The sequence below is a fragment of the Pseudomonas putida genome (genome assembly GCF_050989985.1).
Lineage (GTDB): Bacteria > Pseudomonadota > Gammaproteobacteria > Pseudomonadales > Pseudomonadaceae > Aquipseudomonas > Aquipseudomonas putida_AI.
In genome coordinates this window covers 1,672,798-1,688,336 of record NZ_CP158815.1, presented here as the reverse complement: position 1 = coordinate 1,688,336, position 15,539 = coordinate 1,672,798, and the positions used below count along the sequence as shown (strand labels likewise).

The 15,539-nt window shown below is 60.8% G+C and carries 19 protein-coding genes; 11 read left to right on the top strand and 8 right to left on the bottom strand.

The features are described 5' to 3' along the window. The first annotated feature begins 57 nt into the window (after positions 1–57). Positions 58–336, top strand: coding sequence for a DUF3509 domain-containing protein (locus tag ABTV29_RS08165; protein WP_433771787.1), 279 nt, complete (start codon positions 58–60; stop codon positions 334–336). Between the two features lie 125 nt (positions 337–461). On the opposite strand, the gene mtnC is transcribed toward ABTV29_RS08165, so the two are convergent. The 5 genes from mtnC to aroC form a co-directional block, all read right to left on the bottom strand. Next, positions 462–1,145, bottom strand: coding sequence for an acireductone synthase (mtnC, locus tag ABTV29_RS08160; protein ID WP_433769604.1), 684 nt, complete (start codon positions 1,143–1,145; stop codon positions 462–464). Between the two features lie 4 nt (positions 1,146–1,149). Beyond that, complete coding sequence (locus tag ABTV29_RS08155; protein WP_433769603.1) at positions 1,150–1,695, bottom strand: 1,2-dihydroxy-3-keto-5-methylthiopentene dioxygenase; 546 nt, start codon at positions 1,693–1,695, stop codon at positions 1,150–1,152. A gap of 96 nt (positions 1,696–1,791) precedes the next feature. Then, positions 1,792–2,412 (bottom strand): methylthioribulose 1-phosphate dehydratase, encoded by a 621-nt coding sequence (locus ABTV29_RS08150; RefSeq protein ID WP_433769602.1) that lies wholly within the window; start codon positions 2,410–2,412, stop codon positions 1,792–1,794. Then, positions 2,409–3,557 carry an MFS transporter gene (locus ABTV29_RS08145; RefSeq protein ID WP_433769601.1) on the bottom strand — a complete coding sequence of 383 codons (1,149 nt, stop codon included), beginning with the start codon at positions 3,555–3,557 and terminating at the stop codon, positions 2,409–2,411. Before ABTV29_RS08145 ends, ABTV29_RS08150 begins: the two co-directional genes overlap by 4 nt. A gap of 29 nt (positions 3,558–3,586) precedes the next feature. Continuing rightward, positions 3,587–4,678, bottom strand: coding sequence for a chorismate synthase (gene aroC, locus ABTV29_RS08140; RefSeq protein ID WP_433769600.1), 1,092 nt, complete (start codon positions 4,676–4,678; stop codon positions 3,587–3,589). 84 nt (positions 4,679–4,762) lie between these two features. Here aroC and ABTV29_RS08135 point away from each other — a divergent pair, with 84 nt between their 5' ends. After that, positions 4,763–5,761, top strand: a complete 999-nt coding sequence (locus ABTV29_RS08135) for an alpha/beta hydrolase (RefSeq protein ID WP_433769599.1) — start codon at positions 4,763–4,765, stop codon at positions 5,759–5,761. Between the two features lie 99 nt (positions 5,762–5,860). Further along, positions 5,861–6,652: a hypothetical protein gene (locus ABTV29_RS08130; protein WP_110964227.1), complete on the top strand. Its 792-nt coding sequence runs from the start codon at positions 5,861–5,863 to the stop codon at positions 6,650–6,652. A 107-nt stretch (positions 6,653–6,759) separates the two neighbouring features. On the opposite strand, the gene prmB is transcribed toward ABTV29_RS08130, so the two are convergent. Next, entirely contained in the window at positions 6,760–7,668 is a 909-nt protein-coding gene (prmB, locus tag ABTV29_RS08125; protein WP_433769598.1) for a 50S ribosomal protein L3 N(5)-glutamine methyltransferase, read from the bottom strand. A 241-nt stretch (positions 7,669–7,909) separates the two neighbouring features. Here prmB and ABTV29_RS08120 point away from each other — a divergent pair, with 241 nt between their 5' ends. The 5 genes from ABTV29_RS08120 (at position 7,910) to ABTV29_RS08100 (ending at position 10,697) form a co-directional block, all read left to right on the top strand. After that, positions 7,910–8,500, top strand: a complete 591-nt coding sequence (locus ABTV29_RS08120; protein WP_433769597.1) for a cysteine hydrolase family protein — start codon at positions 7,910–7,912, stop codon at positions 8,498–8,500. Positions 8,501–8,630: 130 nt separating this feature from the next. After that, positions 8,631–8,951, top strand: coding sequence for a hypothetical protein (locus ABTV29_RS08115; RefSeq protein WP_433769596.1), 321 nt, complete (start codon positions 8,631–8,633; stop codon positions 8,949–8,951). A gap of 89 nt (positions 8,952–9,040) precedes the next feature. Beyond that, positions 9,041–9,598, top strand: coding sequence for a Smr/MutS family protein (locus tag ABTV29_RS08110; RefSeq protein WP_433769595.1), 558 nt, complete (start codon positions 9,041–9,043; stop codon positions 9,596–9,598). 77 nt (positions 9,599–9,675) lie between these two features. Next, positions 9,676–10,221: a GTP cyclohydrolase I FolE gene (gene folE / locus ABTV29_RS08105; RefSeq protein ID WP_110964232.1), complete on the top strand. Its 546-nt coding sequence runs from the start codon at positions 9,676–9,678 to the stop codon at positions 10,219–10,221. Positions 10,222–10,325: 104 nt separating this feature from the next. Then, on the top strand, positions 10,326–10,697 hold the full coding sequence (locus ABTV29_RS08100) for a glutathione S-transferase N-terminal domain-containing protein (RefSeq protein WP_433769594.1): 372 nt from the start codon (positions 10,326–10,328) through the stop codon (positions 10,695–10,697). A gap of 170 nt (positions 10,698–10,867) precedes the next feature. Here ABTV29_RS08100 and ABTV29_RS08095 read toward each other — a convergent pair whose 3' ends face one another. After that, the gene (locus ABTV29_RS08095) at positions 10,868–12,034 is read right to left on the bottom strand and encodes a PLP-dependent aminotransferase family protein (protein WP_433769593.1); all 1,167 of its coding nucleotides are present in this window, start codon (positions 12,032–12,034) and stop codon (positions 10,868–10,870) included. A gap of 82 nt (positions 12,035–12,116) precedes the next feature. Between ABTV29_RS08095 and ABTV29_RS08090 the strand changes: the two genes are divergently transcribed. The 3 genes from ABTV29_RS08090 (at position 12,117) to ABTV29_RS08080 (ending at position 14,921) form a co-directional block, all read left to right on the top strand. Beyond that, complete coding sequence (locus ABTV29_RS08090) at positions 12,117–12,551, top strand: MarR family winged helix-turn-helix transcriptional regulator (RefSeq protein WP_433769592.1); 435 nt, start codon at positions 12,117–12,119, stop codon at positions 12,549–12,551. Positions 12,552–12,879: 328 nt separating this feature from the next. Continuing rightward, on the top strand, positions 12,880–14,229 hold the full coding sequence (locus tag ABTV29_RS08085; protein WP_085716882.1) for an NCS2 family permease: 1,350 nt from the start codon (positions 12,880–12,882) through the stop codon (positions 14,227–14,229). Positions 14,230–14,294: 65 nt separating this feature from the next. Beyond that, a complete protein-coding gene (locus tag ABTV29_RS08080; RefSeq protein ID WP_433769591.1) occupies positions 14,295–14,921 on the top strand; it encodes a LysE family translocator in 627 nt (208 codons plus the stop codon). A 192-nt stretch (positions 14,922–15,113) separates the two neighbouring features. On the opposite strand, the gene uraH is transcribed toward ABTV29_RS08080, so the two are convergent. Further along, positions 15,114–15,467 carry a hydroxyisourate hydrolase gene (gene uraH, locus ABTV29_RS08075; protein ID WP_095196830.1) on the bottom strand — a complete coding sequence of 118 codons (354 nt, stop codon included), beginning with the start codon at positions 15,465–15,467 and terminating at the stop codon, positions 15,114–15,116. Positions 15,468–15,539: the final 72 nt, after the last annotated feature.

The window sequence follows — 15,539 nt, the reverse complement described above, 5'->3', positions numbered from 1 at the left end:
AATCACTGCAACGCTCTGGACATGCTTGCCATTCAAGTCATCACGGAGCTGAAAGACATGAACCTGATCCAGGAAAAATTTGCATCGTTGTTTTCCAACTTCGAAGTCACCACGCAACCTCGCCCGGATGGCGGGATCCTGCTGACATTGCGTGGCTCCGAAGACAGAGTCTTCAAACGCTCGATTTCCTATCAGCAGTTGCACAATGGCGATCAACTGACATGGGTCATCAGCGCCATCCGCCGCGACCTCGCCGAGCAAGCCAGCGAGTTGCCACAGATTTCGATGTTGCAGAGCCAGCAACGGTTTGCGTTGCCGACTTATCATTCGGCATAAATATTATTTCCCTGTAGGAGCGAGCCTGCTCGCGATGGTCTCGAAAACGCCGCTGGGCATCAGGTCTCCAGCGTTATCGTTCACGACCATCGCGAGCAGGCTCGCTCCTACAGGGTTTCTGTTGTTTAGAAAGTGGTGGGATCTATGCGGGCAAAACTGTCCACAGTGACATGCCCCGCCAGTTCCCCGCCCTCACGGGCCAGCCCGCAAGTGGCCACTCCCGCTGTACGCGCCGCATCCAGCTCTTCGACGATGTCCGACAGGAACAGTATCTGCGACGCCTCAAGCCCGATCGCCTGAGTGATGTTGGCGTAGGACTGCGCCTCGCGCTTGGGTCCCGACGTGGTGTCGAAATAGCCGCTGAACAGCGGTGTCAGGTCCCCCGCCTCCGAGCAGCCGAAAATCAGTTTCTGCGCCTGGATCGAACCCGAGGAATACACGAACAGCTGATAACCGTCCTGGTACCAGCGCTTGAGCGCTTCAACGGCATCGGGGTACACGTGGCCCTTGAGTTGCCCGGCCTGATAACCCTGCTCCCAGACCATCCCCTGTAACGCCTTGAGCGGCGTGGCCTTGCGGTCTTCGGCGATCCAGCCCAGCAGGATCTCGATCACACGCTCCACGTCGGCATCGGGCTCATGGTTGTCCCGGCGCACCGCGTCCAGCTGTTCGGCCACATCGGCACGCCCGGCCTGCTGACGAACGAAGTCCGGCAGATGTTTGGCGGCGTAGGGAAACAGCACGTCGAACACAAAACTCACCGCGCTGGTGGTGCCTTCGATGTCGGTGAGAATCGCTTTGATCGGCATCGACTCAGTCCTCAAGACGCGGGAATTGGCTGGCGATGTCTTCGCCGGTGAAATTCGCCACCCAGCCTTCCGGGTTGTTGAACAGGCGGATCGCCACGAAATGCGGGTGTTCGCCCATGTCGAACCAGTGTTTGGTGCCGGCCGGAACCGAGATCAGATCGTTCTTTTCACAGAGCACGGCGTAGACGTAGTCGTCGATGTGCAGGGTGAACAAGCCGCGCCCGGCCACGAAAAAGCGTACTTCGTCTTCGCCATGGCGGTGTTCATCGAGGAACTTGGCGCGCAATTCGGCTTTCTGCGGGTGATCGCTGTTGAGGCTGATGACGTCGACCGTGATGTAGCCGCGTTCGGTCATCAACTGATCGATTTGCGTCCGGTAAGCCGCGATCACTTCTTCCTGGCTGGCGCCGGGCTGGATCTTCGCGGCCGCTTGCCAGCGGTCGAAGCGCACGCCCTGCTCGGCCAGGGTCGAGGCGATGTCTTCGAAATGGGTCAGCACCTTGTTGGGGATTTCAGGGCTGGAGACGTGATAAACGGACAGGCTGCTCATGGGGCGATTCCTCGGTATCGGCCGCGCCGTCCGGTTTGTGGACACCGGTCGGGCGCAGCGCTGCATCAGGCAATGGGCGACTTGTGAAGTCTGCCGTTAACGGTTCAATACGCTGCGAGTCTTCAACTCGCATTCGAACAAGAATTCGAAGGCCTCGATCTGCCGCAACGCGTCGCTCATGCGCGCGCCCCAGGTGTAGAGACCGTGGCCGCGAATCAGGTAGCCGACGCAATCGGGATGGGCGTCGAGCCAAGGCTGAACCTTGGCGGCGAGGCGCGCAATGTCCTGGTCGTTGTCGAAAATCGGCACCCGTACCCGGGATTCGTGGGTCGACACGCCGCTGAAGGCTTTTTGCAGTTCGTAGTCTTCGAACTCAATGAAATCGGCCGGTGTCAGGCGCGACAGCACCGTGGCATTCACAGAGTGGGTGTGCAGCACCGCACCGATCTCTGCGCGCCAGCTGTAGAGCTGCGTGTGCAGCAGGGTTTCGGCGGAAGGTTTCTTGCCCGGTTCCAGGCTATTGCCGGCGAGGTCCGTGGCGAGCACATCGTCGAGGCCCAACTGGCCCTTGTGCTTGCCCGATACCGTCAGCAGGGCTTCGGTCGGCGACAGTCGCGTCGAATAATTGCTGCTGGTGGCCGGCGACCAGCCGCGGCCATACAGAAAACGCCCGGCGTCGATGATTTCCTGGGCGAGGTGTTCACGGGTAAGGCTCATGGCCTGTCCTCTTGCATACGTGTGGCAATGATAACGGCAGCCGCGACGGCTGCGAGACTGGCAATACTAAAGGTCCATGCCGCGCCGAGGGCATTCCAGCTGTAGCCGGAGTACAACGCGCCCATTGCACCGCCGGTGCCGGCCAGTGCGGCATACAACGCCTGGCCCTGCCCTTGCTGGCGCGCACCGAAACTACGTTGCACGAAAGAAATGGCAGCGGCGTGAAAACTGCCGAAGGTCGCTGCGTGCAGCACTTGGGCAAACAGCAGCACCCAGAGATATTCGGCCAGGGAACCGAGCAGCAACCAGCGCAGCGCCGCCAGCAGAAAACTCGCCAGCAACACTCGACGCAGGGAAAAGCGCGCGAGAATCCGGCTCATGGCCATGAACATCAACACCTCGGCCACCACGCCAACGGCCCAGAGCATGCCGATCACCCCACGGCTGTAACCCAGGCGCTCAAGGTGCAGGGTCAGGAAGGTGTAATACGGGCCGTGGCTCATCTGCATCAGCGCCACGCAGGCGTAAAACGCCAGCACGCCGGGGCTGCGCAACTGGGCGAGGAAGCCCTCTCCCGCCAACCGCGTGCCCTGGGGCGGCTGGGCGTTGGGCACCCACAGGCTGCTCAGGACGATGCCGGCCATGATCAACACCAGCGCCGCCGGGTAGATGTCCAGGCTCAGCCACTCGAACAACCGACCGAGCGCGACCACGGTGATGATGAAACCGATGGAGCCCCACAGGCGAATCTGGCTGTAGCGCGAGGTCTGCCCCTGCAAATGCGCCAGGGTGATGACCTCGAACTGCGGCAATACCGCGTGCCAGAAGAACGCGTGCAAGGCCATGACCATCGCCAGCCAGGCGTAGGTCTTGCTGACGAAAATCAGCGAGAAGGTCAGCAATGTGCAGATCGCGCCGAAGCGCACGATGGCCAGGCGCCGGCCAGTGTAGTCACCGAGCCAGCCCCAGATGTTCGGCGCCACGCAACGCATCAGCATCGGGATCGCCACCAGTTCACCGATGCGCGCGGCGGTAAAACCCAGGTGATCGAAATACAACGCCAGAAACGGCGCCGTCGAACCGAGCAAGGCGAAATAAAACAGATAGAAACTGGAGAGCCGCCAGTACGGAAGCGCCGCAGCCATCAGACTGCGGCGTTTTTCAGGTCAGCCATTCAGAGCTGGCCCAGCACCGGAGTGCTCACGCGCACATCGGCATTTTGCCCACGGTGGCGCAACAGGTGATCCATCAGCACGATCGCCATCATCGCTTCGGCAATCGGCGTGGCACGGATGCCCACGCATGGGTCGTGACGGCCCTTGGTGATGACCTCCACCGGGTTGCCGTTGATGTCGATGGAACGACCCGGGGTGGTGATGCTCGAGGTCGGTTTCAGCGCCAGATGGGCAACGATTGGCTGGCCGGAGGAAATACCACCGAGGATGCCGCCAGCGTTGTTGCTGAGGAAGCCTTCCGGGGTCAGCTCATCGCGATGCTCGGTGCCGCGCTGGGCAACGCAGGCGAAGCCGGCACCGATTTCCACGCCCTTGACCGCATTGATGCTCATCAGTGCGTGGGCCAGTTCCGCATCGAGGCGATCGAAAATCGGCTCGCCCAGGCCCGGCATAACGCCCTCGGCCACCACGGTGATCTTCGCGCCGACCGAATCCTGGTCGCGGCGCAACTGGTCCATGTAGGCTTCCAGCTCCGGCACTTTGTCCGGATCCGGGCTGAAGAAAGCGTTCTGTTCCACCGAATCCCAGGTCTTGAACGGGATTTCGATCGGGCCCAGCTGGCTCATGTAACCGCGAATGACGATGCCCAGGGTAGCCAGGTACTTCTTGGCGATGGCGCCAGCCGCCACGCGCATGGCGGTTTCCCGGGCCGAGCTGCGACCGCCGCCGCGGTAATCGCGCTCGCCGTATTTGTGGTGATAGGTGTAGTCGGCGTGGGCGGGACGGAACAGATCCTTGATCGCCGAGTAGTCCTTGGACTTCTGGTCGGTGTTGCGGATCAACAGGCCGATAGAGCAGCCGGTGGTGCGACCTTCGAACACGCCGGAGAGGATTTCGACCTCATCGGCTTCCTGGCGCTGGGTGGTGTGACGGCTGGTGCCGGGCTTGCGCCGGTCCAGGTCACGCTGCAGATCCTCCAGGGAAATCTCGAGGCCCGGCGGGCAGCCATCGACAATGGCGACCAACGCCGGGCCATGGCTTTCGCCCGCGGTGGTGACAGTGAACAGCTTGCCGTAGGTATTGCCGGACATGCAGGACGCTCCGTGAAATCGAACCCAAATACGTAATGCGCGCCAGTATACGCAGGCTACCCAAGTAGTTCATCCTCGAACCTTATGGGTGCCTGCGAGTCAAACCGGCATCGTGTGGATGATGGCGTGATGATGCTTCGAGTTTTGCTCTTGACCCTGACCTTGTTTACCGGCTTCGCCCAGGCCACCGTGCTGCAACGGCCTGTCACCCTGGACACCGGCAACGGCGAGCTTTTCGGCTCGCTGCTGCTGCCCAAATCCGACACACCGGTACCGGTTGTGCTGATCATTTCCGGCTCCGGCCCCACGGATCGCGACGGCAATAACCCCGACGGCGGGCGCACTGACAGCCTCAAACGCCTGGCATGGGTACTGGCCAAGCACAACATCGCCAGCGTGCGTTACGACAAGCGCGGCGTGGCGGCCAGCCTGGCGGCCACCCCGGACGAGCGCAACCTGACGGTTGAAAAGTATGTGGCCGACGCCGAAGCCTGGGGCCGCAAACTCAAGGCCGATCCGCGCTTTGGTCAGCTGATCCTGCTCGGACACAGCGAGGGCGCGTTGATCGCCACCCTCGCCGCGCCGGACGTCGATGCGGCAGCGGTGATCTCCATGTCCGGCAGCGCACGGCCAATCGATCAGGTATTGCGCCAGCAACTGGCCCGCAGCCTGCCGCCGGCGCTGATGCTGCGCAGCAACGAGCTGCTCGACAGCCTCAAGGCCGGGAAAACCGACGACAACGTGCCGCCGCCCCTTCAGGTGATTTTCCGTCCGAGCGTGCAGCCGTACCTGATTTCGCTGTTTCGCCAGGACCCGGCGGCGGCCTTCGCCCGCTTGAAAATGCCGGCGCTGATCATCCAGGGCAGCAACGATATCCAGGTCGGGGTCGAAGACGCCCGGCATCTCAAGGCGGCCAAACCGGATGCCGAACTGGCGCTGATCGAGGGCATGAACCATGTCCTGCGCATCGTGCCCAACGATGTCAAACGTCAGTTGGCGTCCTACAAAGATCCGAATTTGCCACTGGCGGCGGAACTGGGCACGCGAATCCTCGGGTTTATTGACGGACTTCGCTCCAGTTAAGCGCTGTTTGCTCTCCAGTTCTGCACAAAACGGCCGATAAGCCATTGTCGCCAGCGCACGTGCTGGCGATGAGCTGAGCTTGGACAGGATCTCGCCGTTATGACTGATACCCCGACTACACCCGACACCACCGCTGAAAAAGAAGCACCGCCAGCGGTCGAGCTGCCATGGGCGGACGTCCACGTCGAGCACCACAAGATGCTCCGCCTGGCGCCATTGCAGACCGATCGCAACACCGGTGGGCGGCCCCTGCGCTTTGTCGAGTTCGGTTACGCCGAACGCAATGACAAACAGCGCAGCCTGATGCGCATGACCATCACCCTGCCGGGCCAGCGGGTACGCAAGGAGCAGAATCATCTGGACGTGTGGGTCGACCACACGGAAAAACGCGTGCATTTCGGCCCGGACAGCGGCCTGCAGATCGAGCCGCTGAACCGCGGCATCGGCCGGTTCATGGCGGCGCAGGGTATCAACTGGGCGAAGAAACGCTGGCCCGGCTACACCGTCGACGGCACCGACCTGAACAATAAGGACGCGCTGAACGAAGACACGCGCCTGCGCCGCGACCACTTTCTGCGGGTCCACGGCTTCGATGTGGTGTACGCCGACGCCCAGCATCTGAAAGGCAGCGTCAAAGAGGTGCAGGTCGGCGACCTGTTGGGCGACTGGAACACGGAAAAACTGCAGGTCGTGGAAATTCTCGAAGCGGCGCAGATGCTCCAGCAGGCTGAGCAGAACCTGGCCGAACAGGAAGTCAAACTGAAGAAGCACGAAGAGAAAGTCAGCAAGTACAAGCGTGAAGACGCGGGGTTGCGGTTCACCATTACCTGTCTGGTGGCGTTTGCGGTGTTTCAGGCGGGGTTGTTGATCTGGATTGCGACGCACCGGTAACTGCTTGAGACCGATGTGCGGCTATCGCGAGCAGGCTCGCTCCCACAGTTCTTGTGTACGACACCGAACCCTGTGGGAGCGAGCCTGCTCGCGATGAGTTTTAAAGGTCAGACGCGGGAAGCGAAGAGCGCCTGATGATCCCGGCACTGCTCGGCCGTCAACATGAACACGCCATGCCCGCCGCGCTCGAACTCCAGCCAGGCGAAATCGACTTCCGGGTACAGCGCTTCAACGTGTACCTGGCTGTTGCCCACCTCGACAATCAACAAGCCCTTCTCGGTCAGGTGATCCGCCGCTTCGGCGAGCATGCGCCGCACCAGGTTCAAACCATCGTCACCGCAGGCCAGGCCCAGTTCCGGTTCGTGCTGGTACTCGTCCGGCATGTCGGCGAAATCTTCGGCGTCGACGTACGGCGGGTTCGACACGATCAGGTCGAAGCGCTGCCCCGGCAAGCCATCGAAACCATCGCCCTGTACCGTGTAGACCCGCGTGTCGACGCCATGGCGCTCAATGTTCTGGTTGGCCACTTCCAGCGCTTCGAACGACAGGTCGGCCAGTACCACTTCGGCGTCCTGGAACTCGTAGGCGCAGGCGATACCGATGCAGCCCGAGCCGGTGCACAGGTCGAGGATTCGTGCAGGCTCGGTGCCCAGCCAAGGGGTAAAACGGTTTTCGATCAACTCGCCAATCGGCGAGCGCGGGATCAGCACGCGCTCATCGACGATGAAGGACAGGCCGCAGAACCAGGCTTCGCCCAGCAGGTAGGCGGTCGGCACGCGCTCTTCGATGCGGCGCTTGAGCAATAGCTGCAAGTGCGCGACTTCGTCTTCTTCCAGATTGCAGTCGAGGTAGCTGTCAGCGATCTCCCATGGCAAATGCAGCGCCCCCAACACCAGTTGGCGGGCTTCGTCCCAGGCATTGTCGGTGCCATGGCCGAAAAACAGATCCTCCCCATGGAAGCGGCTGACGGCCCAACGGATATGGTCACGCAGGGTACGAAGGCGGGAAGTGATCACGACGGCAAACTCCAGAAAAATCGACGGGCGATTCTATCAGTCAAACGTCGCCGCGACGACGATGCGGGAAAACACCGGAGCCGATGTAGGACTAATCTCTTTTTTCAGCTTGCTATTGAACAAAACGGACCACTTGACAACGCTGCACGCCAGTAACGACGGTGCCTACGATGGTAGCGATTCACAGAAGCGCTCAGCCAGAGGACAATGGCGCAAAAGCCCCACTCCAAGGAGCCCCAGAATGTCCGTTCCACAAACGATGTTTCAACTCAGCGGCCGCGGTTATGCAGCGGCCAAACTGAGTCATGCAACCCTGATCATCATCGATGCCCAGAAAGAGTACCTCAGCGGCCCCCTGGCCCTGAGCGGCATGGATGCGGCGGTTGCGAACATCAAACAATTGGTGACTGCCGCCCGTGCGGCCGGTCGGCCGATCGTGCATGTCAGCCACCTCGGCACCGTCGGTGGCCTGTTCGACCCTCGCGGCGAGCGCGGGCAATTCATTCCGGGGCTGGAGCCCCTCGCCGGCGAAATCAAGATTGAAAAGATCCTGCCGAGCGCCTTCCATGGCACCGATCTGAAAAAACGCCTGGAAGACCTGGGTTCGGTGGACCTGGTGGTGTGTGGCTTCATGAGCCATTCCAGTGTCAGCACCACGGTACGGGCGGCGAAAAACCTGGGTTTCCGCTGCACACTCGTGGAAGACGCCTGCGCCACCCGCGACCTGCCCTACAAAGGCGGTGTACTGAGCGCCGAGCATGTGCAACAGACTGAAATGGCAATCATGGCGGACAACTTTGCTGCCGTAGCCCAGACCAACGACCTGGTTTGACCCACGATCAATGAGCGGCCCATGCGCCGCTCATCCGCAAAAGCCTCCCATTAGTTGTAATTGTCTTAGCCTCAGGAACAACCCGGTCAACTTCCGGTCGAAGGGCCGATACCCACTGAGGAAGGTCGGAATGAAGTTATCCGATGGTTTTGACGCTCGCCGCCTGCGCCCCAAGGGCCAGCGCAACTGGCGTTTTCGAATCGGCGCGGCATTCGCCGCGCTGCTGGCTACCTGCGGAGTGCTGCTCGCCATGGCCGGCGTCGCCGCACTGCTGGGCCACGCCCAAGCCCTGGGCGAGTTGAACACCAACCGTGCCGGCGCGGCGGTGATCCTGGTGATCGGCCTGTTAGTGCTGTACATCGGCGTCTGGTTGTGGCGCCGCTGCCGACGCCGCTCGCGGCAGTCGCGAGAGCTGAACATGTCGCCGCACCTGATGAAAAAACACGACTGAGACCCGGGCCTGCATTGAACGCCGCGCGTTTTGTCGCGCGCCCATTTGCTTCGAGTTGGGTAAACTGGCCGCCCTTCGCGGAGGCTGACATGCAAGACGACGATTTTTCCCTGTTCAAAAGCGCGATCCAAGGCGTCAAGCCGATCAAGCATGATCGCGCCGAAACCGGCAAACCCAAAGCTGACCGCGCACAGATTGCCAAGCTGCGCCAGGCCGCCACCGTGCGCGCTGATACCACCACTGTTGACGGGCTGTCCGATCAGTTCGTCATCGACGTCGGGCCTGAAGACGAGCTGATGTGGGCACGTGACGGCGTGCAGGAAAGCCAGATGCGCAAGCTCAAGGTCGGGCAGATTCCGTTCGAAGGCAGTCTCGACCTGCACGGCATGAGCGTGGAAAAGGCCCGGGAAACCCTGTGGGCTTTCCTGGCAGAAGCGACCCGATTCGAAATCCGCTGCGTGCGCGTCACCCACGGCAAGGCCGTGCGCCTGGACGGCAAGCGGCCGATGATCAAAAGCCACGTCAACACCTGGCTGCGCCAGCATCCTCAGGTGCTGGGCTTCACCTCTTGCCAGGCGAAACACGGCGGTGCCGGCGCGGTTTATGTGATGCTCAAACGCACCATGATGGAAGGTCGCGACGAGTAAAGCTGATGCGTCGCGCTTGCAGCGCCGTGTCCGCCACCGTACCCTTGTTCTTTGCGTAAAATCCCACAGGTAGTTTCATGTCCCTGGAACAGAATTACACCGCGATCCTCGGCCAATTGGGCGAGGACGTCTCCCGCGAAGGCCTGCTCGACACGCCAAAACGTGCCGCCAAAGCCATGAAGTACCTCTGCCGCGGTTACGAACAAACGCTTGAAGAAGTCACCAACGGTGCCTTGTTCAGCTCCGACAACAGCGAAATGGTGCTGGTCAAGGACATCGAGCTCTACTCGTTGTGCGAACACCACCTGCTGCCATTCATCGGCAAGGCCCACGTCGCCTACATCCCGAGCGGCAAGGTGCTGGGCTTGTCGAAAGTCGCACGGATCGTCGATATGTACGCCCGCCGCCTGCAGATCCAGGAAAACCTCAGCCGCCAGATCGCCGATGCGGTCCAGCAGGTAACCGGTGCCCTGGGCGTCGCGGTGGTGATCGAGGCCAAGCACATGTGCATGATGATGCGCGGTGTGGAAAAGCAGAATTCGTCGATGATCACCTCGGTGATGCTCGGTGAGTTCCGCGAGAACGCCGCGACCCGCAGCGAATTTCTCAGCCTGATCAAGTAATTCGCACGACAAGAAAAACCGGCATTCATCGCCGGTTTTTTTTCGCCTGAGAAAAATCAGGTAAGCTGCGCGCCTTTCTTCATTTGCCCCGTGAGGCTTGTAACGTGTTAGTCAAAGCGCTTCGTGTCGGCCTCGGCCAACTGATCATCTTCATCGACTTCCTCACCCGTCCCGGCAAGAAGCAGCGCCCCGCCGCCGCTCAGGCCCAGGTCGAAGCCGCCGCCAAGGGCCTGACCCTGTACCAGTTCCACGCCTGCCCGTTCTGCGTGAAAACCCGCCGTACCCTGCGTCGCCTGAACGTGCCGGTGGCGTTGCGTGATGCGAAGAACAACGAACAGGATCGCCAGACCCTGCTGGAGCAAGGCGGCAAGATCAAGGTGCCGTGCCTGCGTATCGAAGAAGATGGAAAGACCACCTGGATGTATGAGTCCAAGGTGATCATTGATTATCTGGATAAGCGTTTTGCTGCTGCCTGATGGTTTGGTGGTGTGATTGATGGCCTCATCGCGAGCAAGCTCGCTCCCACATTGGAATACGATCAACTGTGGGAGCGAGCCTACTCGCGATGAAGCCAGAACAGACACCGAGAGTCTTCGGACAAAAATAAACCGGCCCAATGGCCGGTTTATTTGTTTCTACCCTCCCCTCACGCCGCTTTCGCCGCCTGAGCCTGTCGCACCACAGCCGCCAATCGCCCAAGCCCTTCATCCAGCCGTGCCGGGTCGATGTGGCTGAAATTCAGGCGCAGATGCCCATGGTGGTTATCCGGCTCCGGAAAGAACGGCTCGCCCGGCATGAACGCCACATCATTGGCCAACGCCCCATTCAGCAGGGTCCGGGTGTCCAGCGGTTGCTTGAGTGTCAGCCAGAAAAACAGCCCGCCCTGTGGCATGTTCCAATCCGCCAGATCGGAAAAGTGCGTTTCCAGCGCCGCCTGAAACGCATCGCGTCGTACCCGATAAAAGTCACGCAGCTCACTCAGGTGCTGCCGATAGGACTCGCTGCCGATCCATTGCAGTGCCTGCCATTGGCCGACCCGATTGGTGTGCAGGTCCGCCGACTGCTTGAGCTTGAGCAAGTGCGGGAACAAATCCGGGCTGGCGATCAGGTAACCCACGCGCAACCCCGGCAACAGGGTTTTCGAGACGGTGCCGGTGTAAATCCAGCTGGATTTTTTCAGGCGGCCGGCAATCGGTCTGGCGCTGCCGCCATCGAAGGTCAATTCGCGGTAAGGCTCATCTTCGATCAAGGTCACGCCAAACTCATCGAGCAAAGCCGCCACGGCCTCGCGCTTGGCCTCGCTGTAACGCACGGCCGACGGGTTCTGGAAAGTCGGGATCAGGTAGATGAACGCCGGGCGGTGTTGCTCCAGGCAGGCGCGCAATTGCGCCAGGTTCGGTCCATCGGACTCCAGCGGTACGGTGAGGCAATCGGCACCGAACAGCTGGAAAATCTGCAACGCTGCCAGGTAAGTCGGGGCCTCGAGGACAATTTCGGTGCCTTTGTCGATGTAGAGCTTGGCCGCCAGATCAAGGGTTTGCTGGGAGCCGCTGACCACCAGCACCTGGCTCGCCTTGCACGGCAAACCCAAGGCCCGCGCCTCGGCCGCCAGGGCCTCACGCAAGGCCGGCTCACCTTCGCTCATGCCGTATTGGCCCATGGCTACCGGCATATCCGCCCACTCGACCTTGGGCAACATGGCTTCGGCGGGCAAGCCTCCGGCAAATGACATCACTTGCGGGCGCTGGGCCGCGGCGAGGATTTCACGGATCAGAGAACTTTTGAGGCGCGAGACACGTTCGGAAAAAGCCATGGGGATCACCGGTAGCGAGGCCAGAGGAAAATGAGTCAAACTTGTTGACCGAAATTACGACAGCCCGAGCGGATACGTCAACATGCTTGACCTTAAAAACCCGAATTCCCAGCAACAGGCCATGGAAGCGTTTTTCTTCGGCTACCAGGCCTTCACCGCCAAGGCCGACGAAATGCTCGAGCGCCGCGGCTTGAGCCGGGTGCATCAACGCATCGTGTTTTTCGTCGCCCGTTACCCGAACCTCAGCGTCAAGGAGCTGCTGGAACTGCTCGGCGTAACCAAGCAGGCGCTGAACATGCCGCTGCGCCAGTTGCTGGAAATGCACCTGGTGAACAGCGTCGCGTCCGAGACGGACAAGCGAAAACGGCTGCTGGAACTGACCGATGAGGGCGCGCGGTTTGAACAGGCTCTGCGCCGTGAGCAGGTGAAGTTGCTGGAGCGAGTGTTTGCCGAAGCCGGGGAAGCAGCGGTGAATGGCTGGCTGGCGGTGAATCTGGCATTGGGGGAAAGCCAGTAAAAATTACCGGCCCTTAAGTCAGTCATCGCGGGCAAGCCACGCTCCCACAGGGTCTTCGTCGTTCACAAGGTCAGCGAACGGCACAAAACCTGTGGGAGCGTGGCTTACCCGCGATGGCGTCCTGTCAGGCGATATATCCCGATTGCCAAACTTTTCGTCTACAAAATCAAAAACATTATTTGCTTTCTTTGTATACAAAAGCATAATCCACTTCGTGCGAGTTTCTGACCAATGAGTCAACAAATTCGCAAGCACCTCAAAGGGCCGCTGCCACCCCTCTCGGATCCGGCCCTGGAAATAAAAATAAAACTCTTGAGGAGTACTCGCTGTGGAAAGCCGCAAATCCGAAGCATCGACGCTGGATCTCTCGCCGCCTCTACGCAATGGCTGGCTGGAGCGCATCTTTAAACTCAGCTTGCATGGCACCACGGTGAAGACCGAGCTGATTGCCGGTCTGACAACCTTCATCACGATGGCTTACATCATCTTCGTCAACCCCAACATCATGGCGGACGCGGGCATCGATCATGGCGCCGCCTTCGTCGCCACCTGCATCGCCGCCGCGCTGGGGTGCCTGCTCATGGGCCTGTACGCCAACTGGCCAGTCGGCCTGGCGCCGGGCATGGGCTTGAACGCGTTCTTCACCTACACCGTGGTCGGCACCATGGGCTACAACTGGGAAACCGCCCTCGGCGCGGTGTTCGTCTCGGGTGTGTTGTTCATGATCCTGACCTTTTCCAGGATTCGTGAATGGCTGCTCAACAGCATCCCAGTCAGCCTGCGCTTCGCCATGGGTGCCGGCGTGGGCCTGTTCCTGGGGCTGATCGGCTTGAAAACCGCGGGCATCGTCGTCGATAGCCCGGCAACCCTGATCAAGCTCGGTTCCCTGCGCGAACCTGGCCCGCTGCTCGCCGCCGTATGCTTCCTGATGATCGCGATCCTCAGCTATCACAAGGTCTTCGGTGCGATCCTCATCAGCATCATTACCGTGACCCTGGCCGGTTGGGGCCTGGGCCTGGTGCATTACGAAGGGATCATGTCGGCCCCGCCGAGCCTGGCCCCGACCTGGATGGCCATGAATGTCGCCGGCGTGTTCAACGTCAGCATGATCAGTGTGGTGCTGGCTTTCCTCTTCGTACACATGTTCGACACCGCCGGCACCCTGATGGGTGTGGCCCAGCGCGCCAACCTGGTGGGCGCTGACGGTCGGATCGAAAACCTTTCCCGCGCAATGAAGGCCGACAGCGCCTCCAGCGTGTTCGGTGCGGTGGTCGGTGTTCCGCCAGTGACAAGCTATGTGGAAAGTGCCGCGGGCGTCGCCGCAGGTGGTCGCACTGGCCTCACCGCCGTGACCGTGGGCGTGCTATTTATCGCAGCCATGTTCTTCGCTCCGCTGGCCGGGATGATTCCTGCCTACGCCACCGCCGGTGCACTGATCTACGTGGCCATGCTGATGATGGGCGGCATGGCCCACATTGAATGGGACGAAGCCACCGACAGCATTCCGGCGATCGTCACCGCGATCATGATGCCGCTGACCTTCTCGGTCGCCGACGGTATCGCGCTGGGCTTCATCACCTACGTGGCGCTGAAGGCCGGTACCGGCAAGTACAAGGAAATTTCCGTCAGCCTGTGGGTGCTCTGCGCGATCTTCATCGCCAAGTTCATCTTCTTGTAAACGGAACAGGATTCAAAACAGCCTCACCCCGTCGGGTGAGGCTTTTGTGCAAATGGAGGAAAGTGATGAGTCTGGAAACCTGGCTGCTGTTCAGCGGCGCTGCGTTGGTTGTGATCCTGATCCCGGGGCCCCTGTCCTTGCTGATGATCAGTAACAGCCTGAATTACGGGTTGCGCCGTTCCTACCCGGCATTTCTCGGGGGCGTGTTTGCCTCGATCTGCCTGCTGAGTGCTTCCGCCCTGGGGTTGGGTGCGTTGCTGCTGGCCTCGGAGCAGCTGTTCAGCGTGTTGAAAATCGTCGGTGCGCTGTACCTGTTCTACCTCGCCTGGCAGAGCTGGCAGCAATCGCGCCAGCCTTCCCACGGCGCCGAAGTGCCTCAGGCTGCGCCGCTGCCGCGCTTTCGCGCACTGTTCGGGCGGGCGTTCGTGCTGGGTGCGAGCAATCCCAAGGACATCCTGTTTTTCGCCGCGTTCCTGCCGCAGTTCCTGAACGCCGAACAAGCGTTCCTGCCACAGTTGCTGGTGATGATCGCGACCTGGACCGTGCTCGATCTGCTGTGCAAGGTTGCCTATGGCCTGGGCGCCCATGGCGCGGCGCGGTATCTGCGTAGCGGCAAGGGGCAGAGCTGGTTCAACCGGATCAGTGCCGGGTTGTTCAGTGGCGCGGGGGCTGCTTCTCTTCTGAGCCGTTAAGAATTGTAGGAGCGAGCTTGCTCGCGATGGACGTCAACGATAACGCTGCGGTCTGAGTTACCGCGTTGTCTGGACCTCCATCGCGAGCAAGCTCGCTCCTACAGGCGAAAAAAAGCCCGCAGTGTGAGCGGGCGAAAGACCAAAGAAGCTATATGCGCAGTCGCTTCCAGGGTGAGGCAGCTGCTTGGGGGATCAGCTGCCGCGGTAGGTGGAATAGCTGTAGGGCGAAATCAACAGTGGCACGTGATAGTGATCCTGCTCTGCCGAAATGCCGAAACGCAGCACCACCACATCCAGGAACGCAGGCTCGGGCAGTTGAACGCCACGGGCGCGGTAGTAATCGCCCGCATGGAACTGAACCTGATAAACCCCGGTGCGGTAGTCATCGCCTTGCAACAGCGGTGCATCGACACGGCCATCGCTGTTGGTTGTCGCAGTGGCGACCAATTCCAGTTGCGAACCTTCAACGCGGTACAGCTCGACCTTGATCGAGCTGCCCGGGCAACCGTGTGCAGCGTCCAAAACGTGTGTAGTCAAACGTCCCATTGATTCTGCGCGCCTGCCTGCGTTCAGCAGTCAGACCTCGCGCCTCCCGAAGTCAGTTGAAAAGGAGACCGC

Excerpts from the sequence above, each read along its gene's own strand:
- ABTV29_RS08135 (WP_433769599.1), top strand. The coding sequence starts at position 4,763 with ATGGGTGCCTGCGAGTCAAACCGGCATCGTGTGGATGATGGCGTGATG.
- aroC (WP_433769600.1), bottom strand. The coding sequence starts at position 4,678 with ATGTCCGGCAATACCTACGGCAAGCTGTTCACTGTCACCACCGCGGGC.
- ABTV29_RS08110 (WP_433769595.1), top strand. The coding sequence starts at position 9,041 with ATGCAAGACGACGATTTTTCCCTGTTCAAAAGCGCGATCCAAGGCGTC.
- mtnC (WP_433769604.1), bottom strand. The coding sequence starts at position 1,145 with ATGCCGATCAAAGCGATTCTCACCGACATCGAAGGCACCACCAGCGCG.
- uraH (WP_095196830.1), bottom strand. The coding sequence starts at position 15,467 with ATGGGACGTTTGACTACACACGTTTTGGACGCTGCACACGGTTGCCCG.
- ABTV29_RS08090 (WP_433769592.1), top strand. The coding sequence starts at position 12,117 with ATGCTTGACCTTAAAAACCCGAATTCCCAGCAACAGGCCATGGAAGCG.
- ABTV29_RS08130 (WP_110964227.1), top strand. The coding sequence starts at position 5,861 with ATGACTGATACCCCGACTACACCCGACACCACCGCTGAAAAAGAAGCA.
- ABTV29_RS08150 (WP_433769602.1), bottom strand. The coding sequence starts at position 2,412 with ATGAGCCTTACCCGTGAACACCTCGCCCAGGAAATCATCGACGCCGGG.
- folE (WP_110964232.1), top strand. The coding sequence starts at position 9,676 with ATGTCCCTGGAACAGAATTACACCGCGATCCTCGGCCAATTGGGCGAG.
- ABTV29_RS08155 (WP_433769603.1), bottom strand. The coding sequence starts at position 1,695 with ATGAGCAGCCTGTCCGTTTATCACGTCTCCAGCCCTGAAATCCCCAAC.
- ABTV29_RS08145 (WP_433769601.1), bottom strand. The coding sequence starts at position 3,557 with ATGGCTGCGGCGCTTCCGTACTGGCGGCTCTCCAGTTTCTATCTGTTT.
- ABTV29_RS08115 (WP_433769596.1), top strand. The coding sequence starts at position 8,631 with ATGAAGTTATCCGATGGTTTTGACGCTCGCCGCCTGCGCCCCAAGGGC.
- ABTV29_RS08120 (WP_433769597.1), top strand. The coding sequence starts at position 7,910 with ATGTCCGTTCCACAAACGATGTTTCAACTCAGCGGCCGCGGTTATGCA.
- ABTV29_RS08080 (WP_433769591.1), top strand. The coding sequence starts at position 14,295 with ATGAGTCTGGAAACCTGGCTGCTGTTCAGCGGCGCTGCGTTGGTTGTG.
- ABTV29_RS08095 (WP_433769593.1), bottom strand. The coding sequence starts at position 12,034 with ATGGCTTTTTCCGAACGTGTCTCGCGCCTCAAAAGTTCTCTGATCCGT.
- ABTV29_RS08165 (WP_433771787.1), top strand. The coding sequence starts at position 58 with ATGAACCTGATCCAGGAAAAATTTGCATCGTTGTTTTCCAACTTCGAA.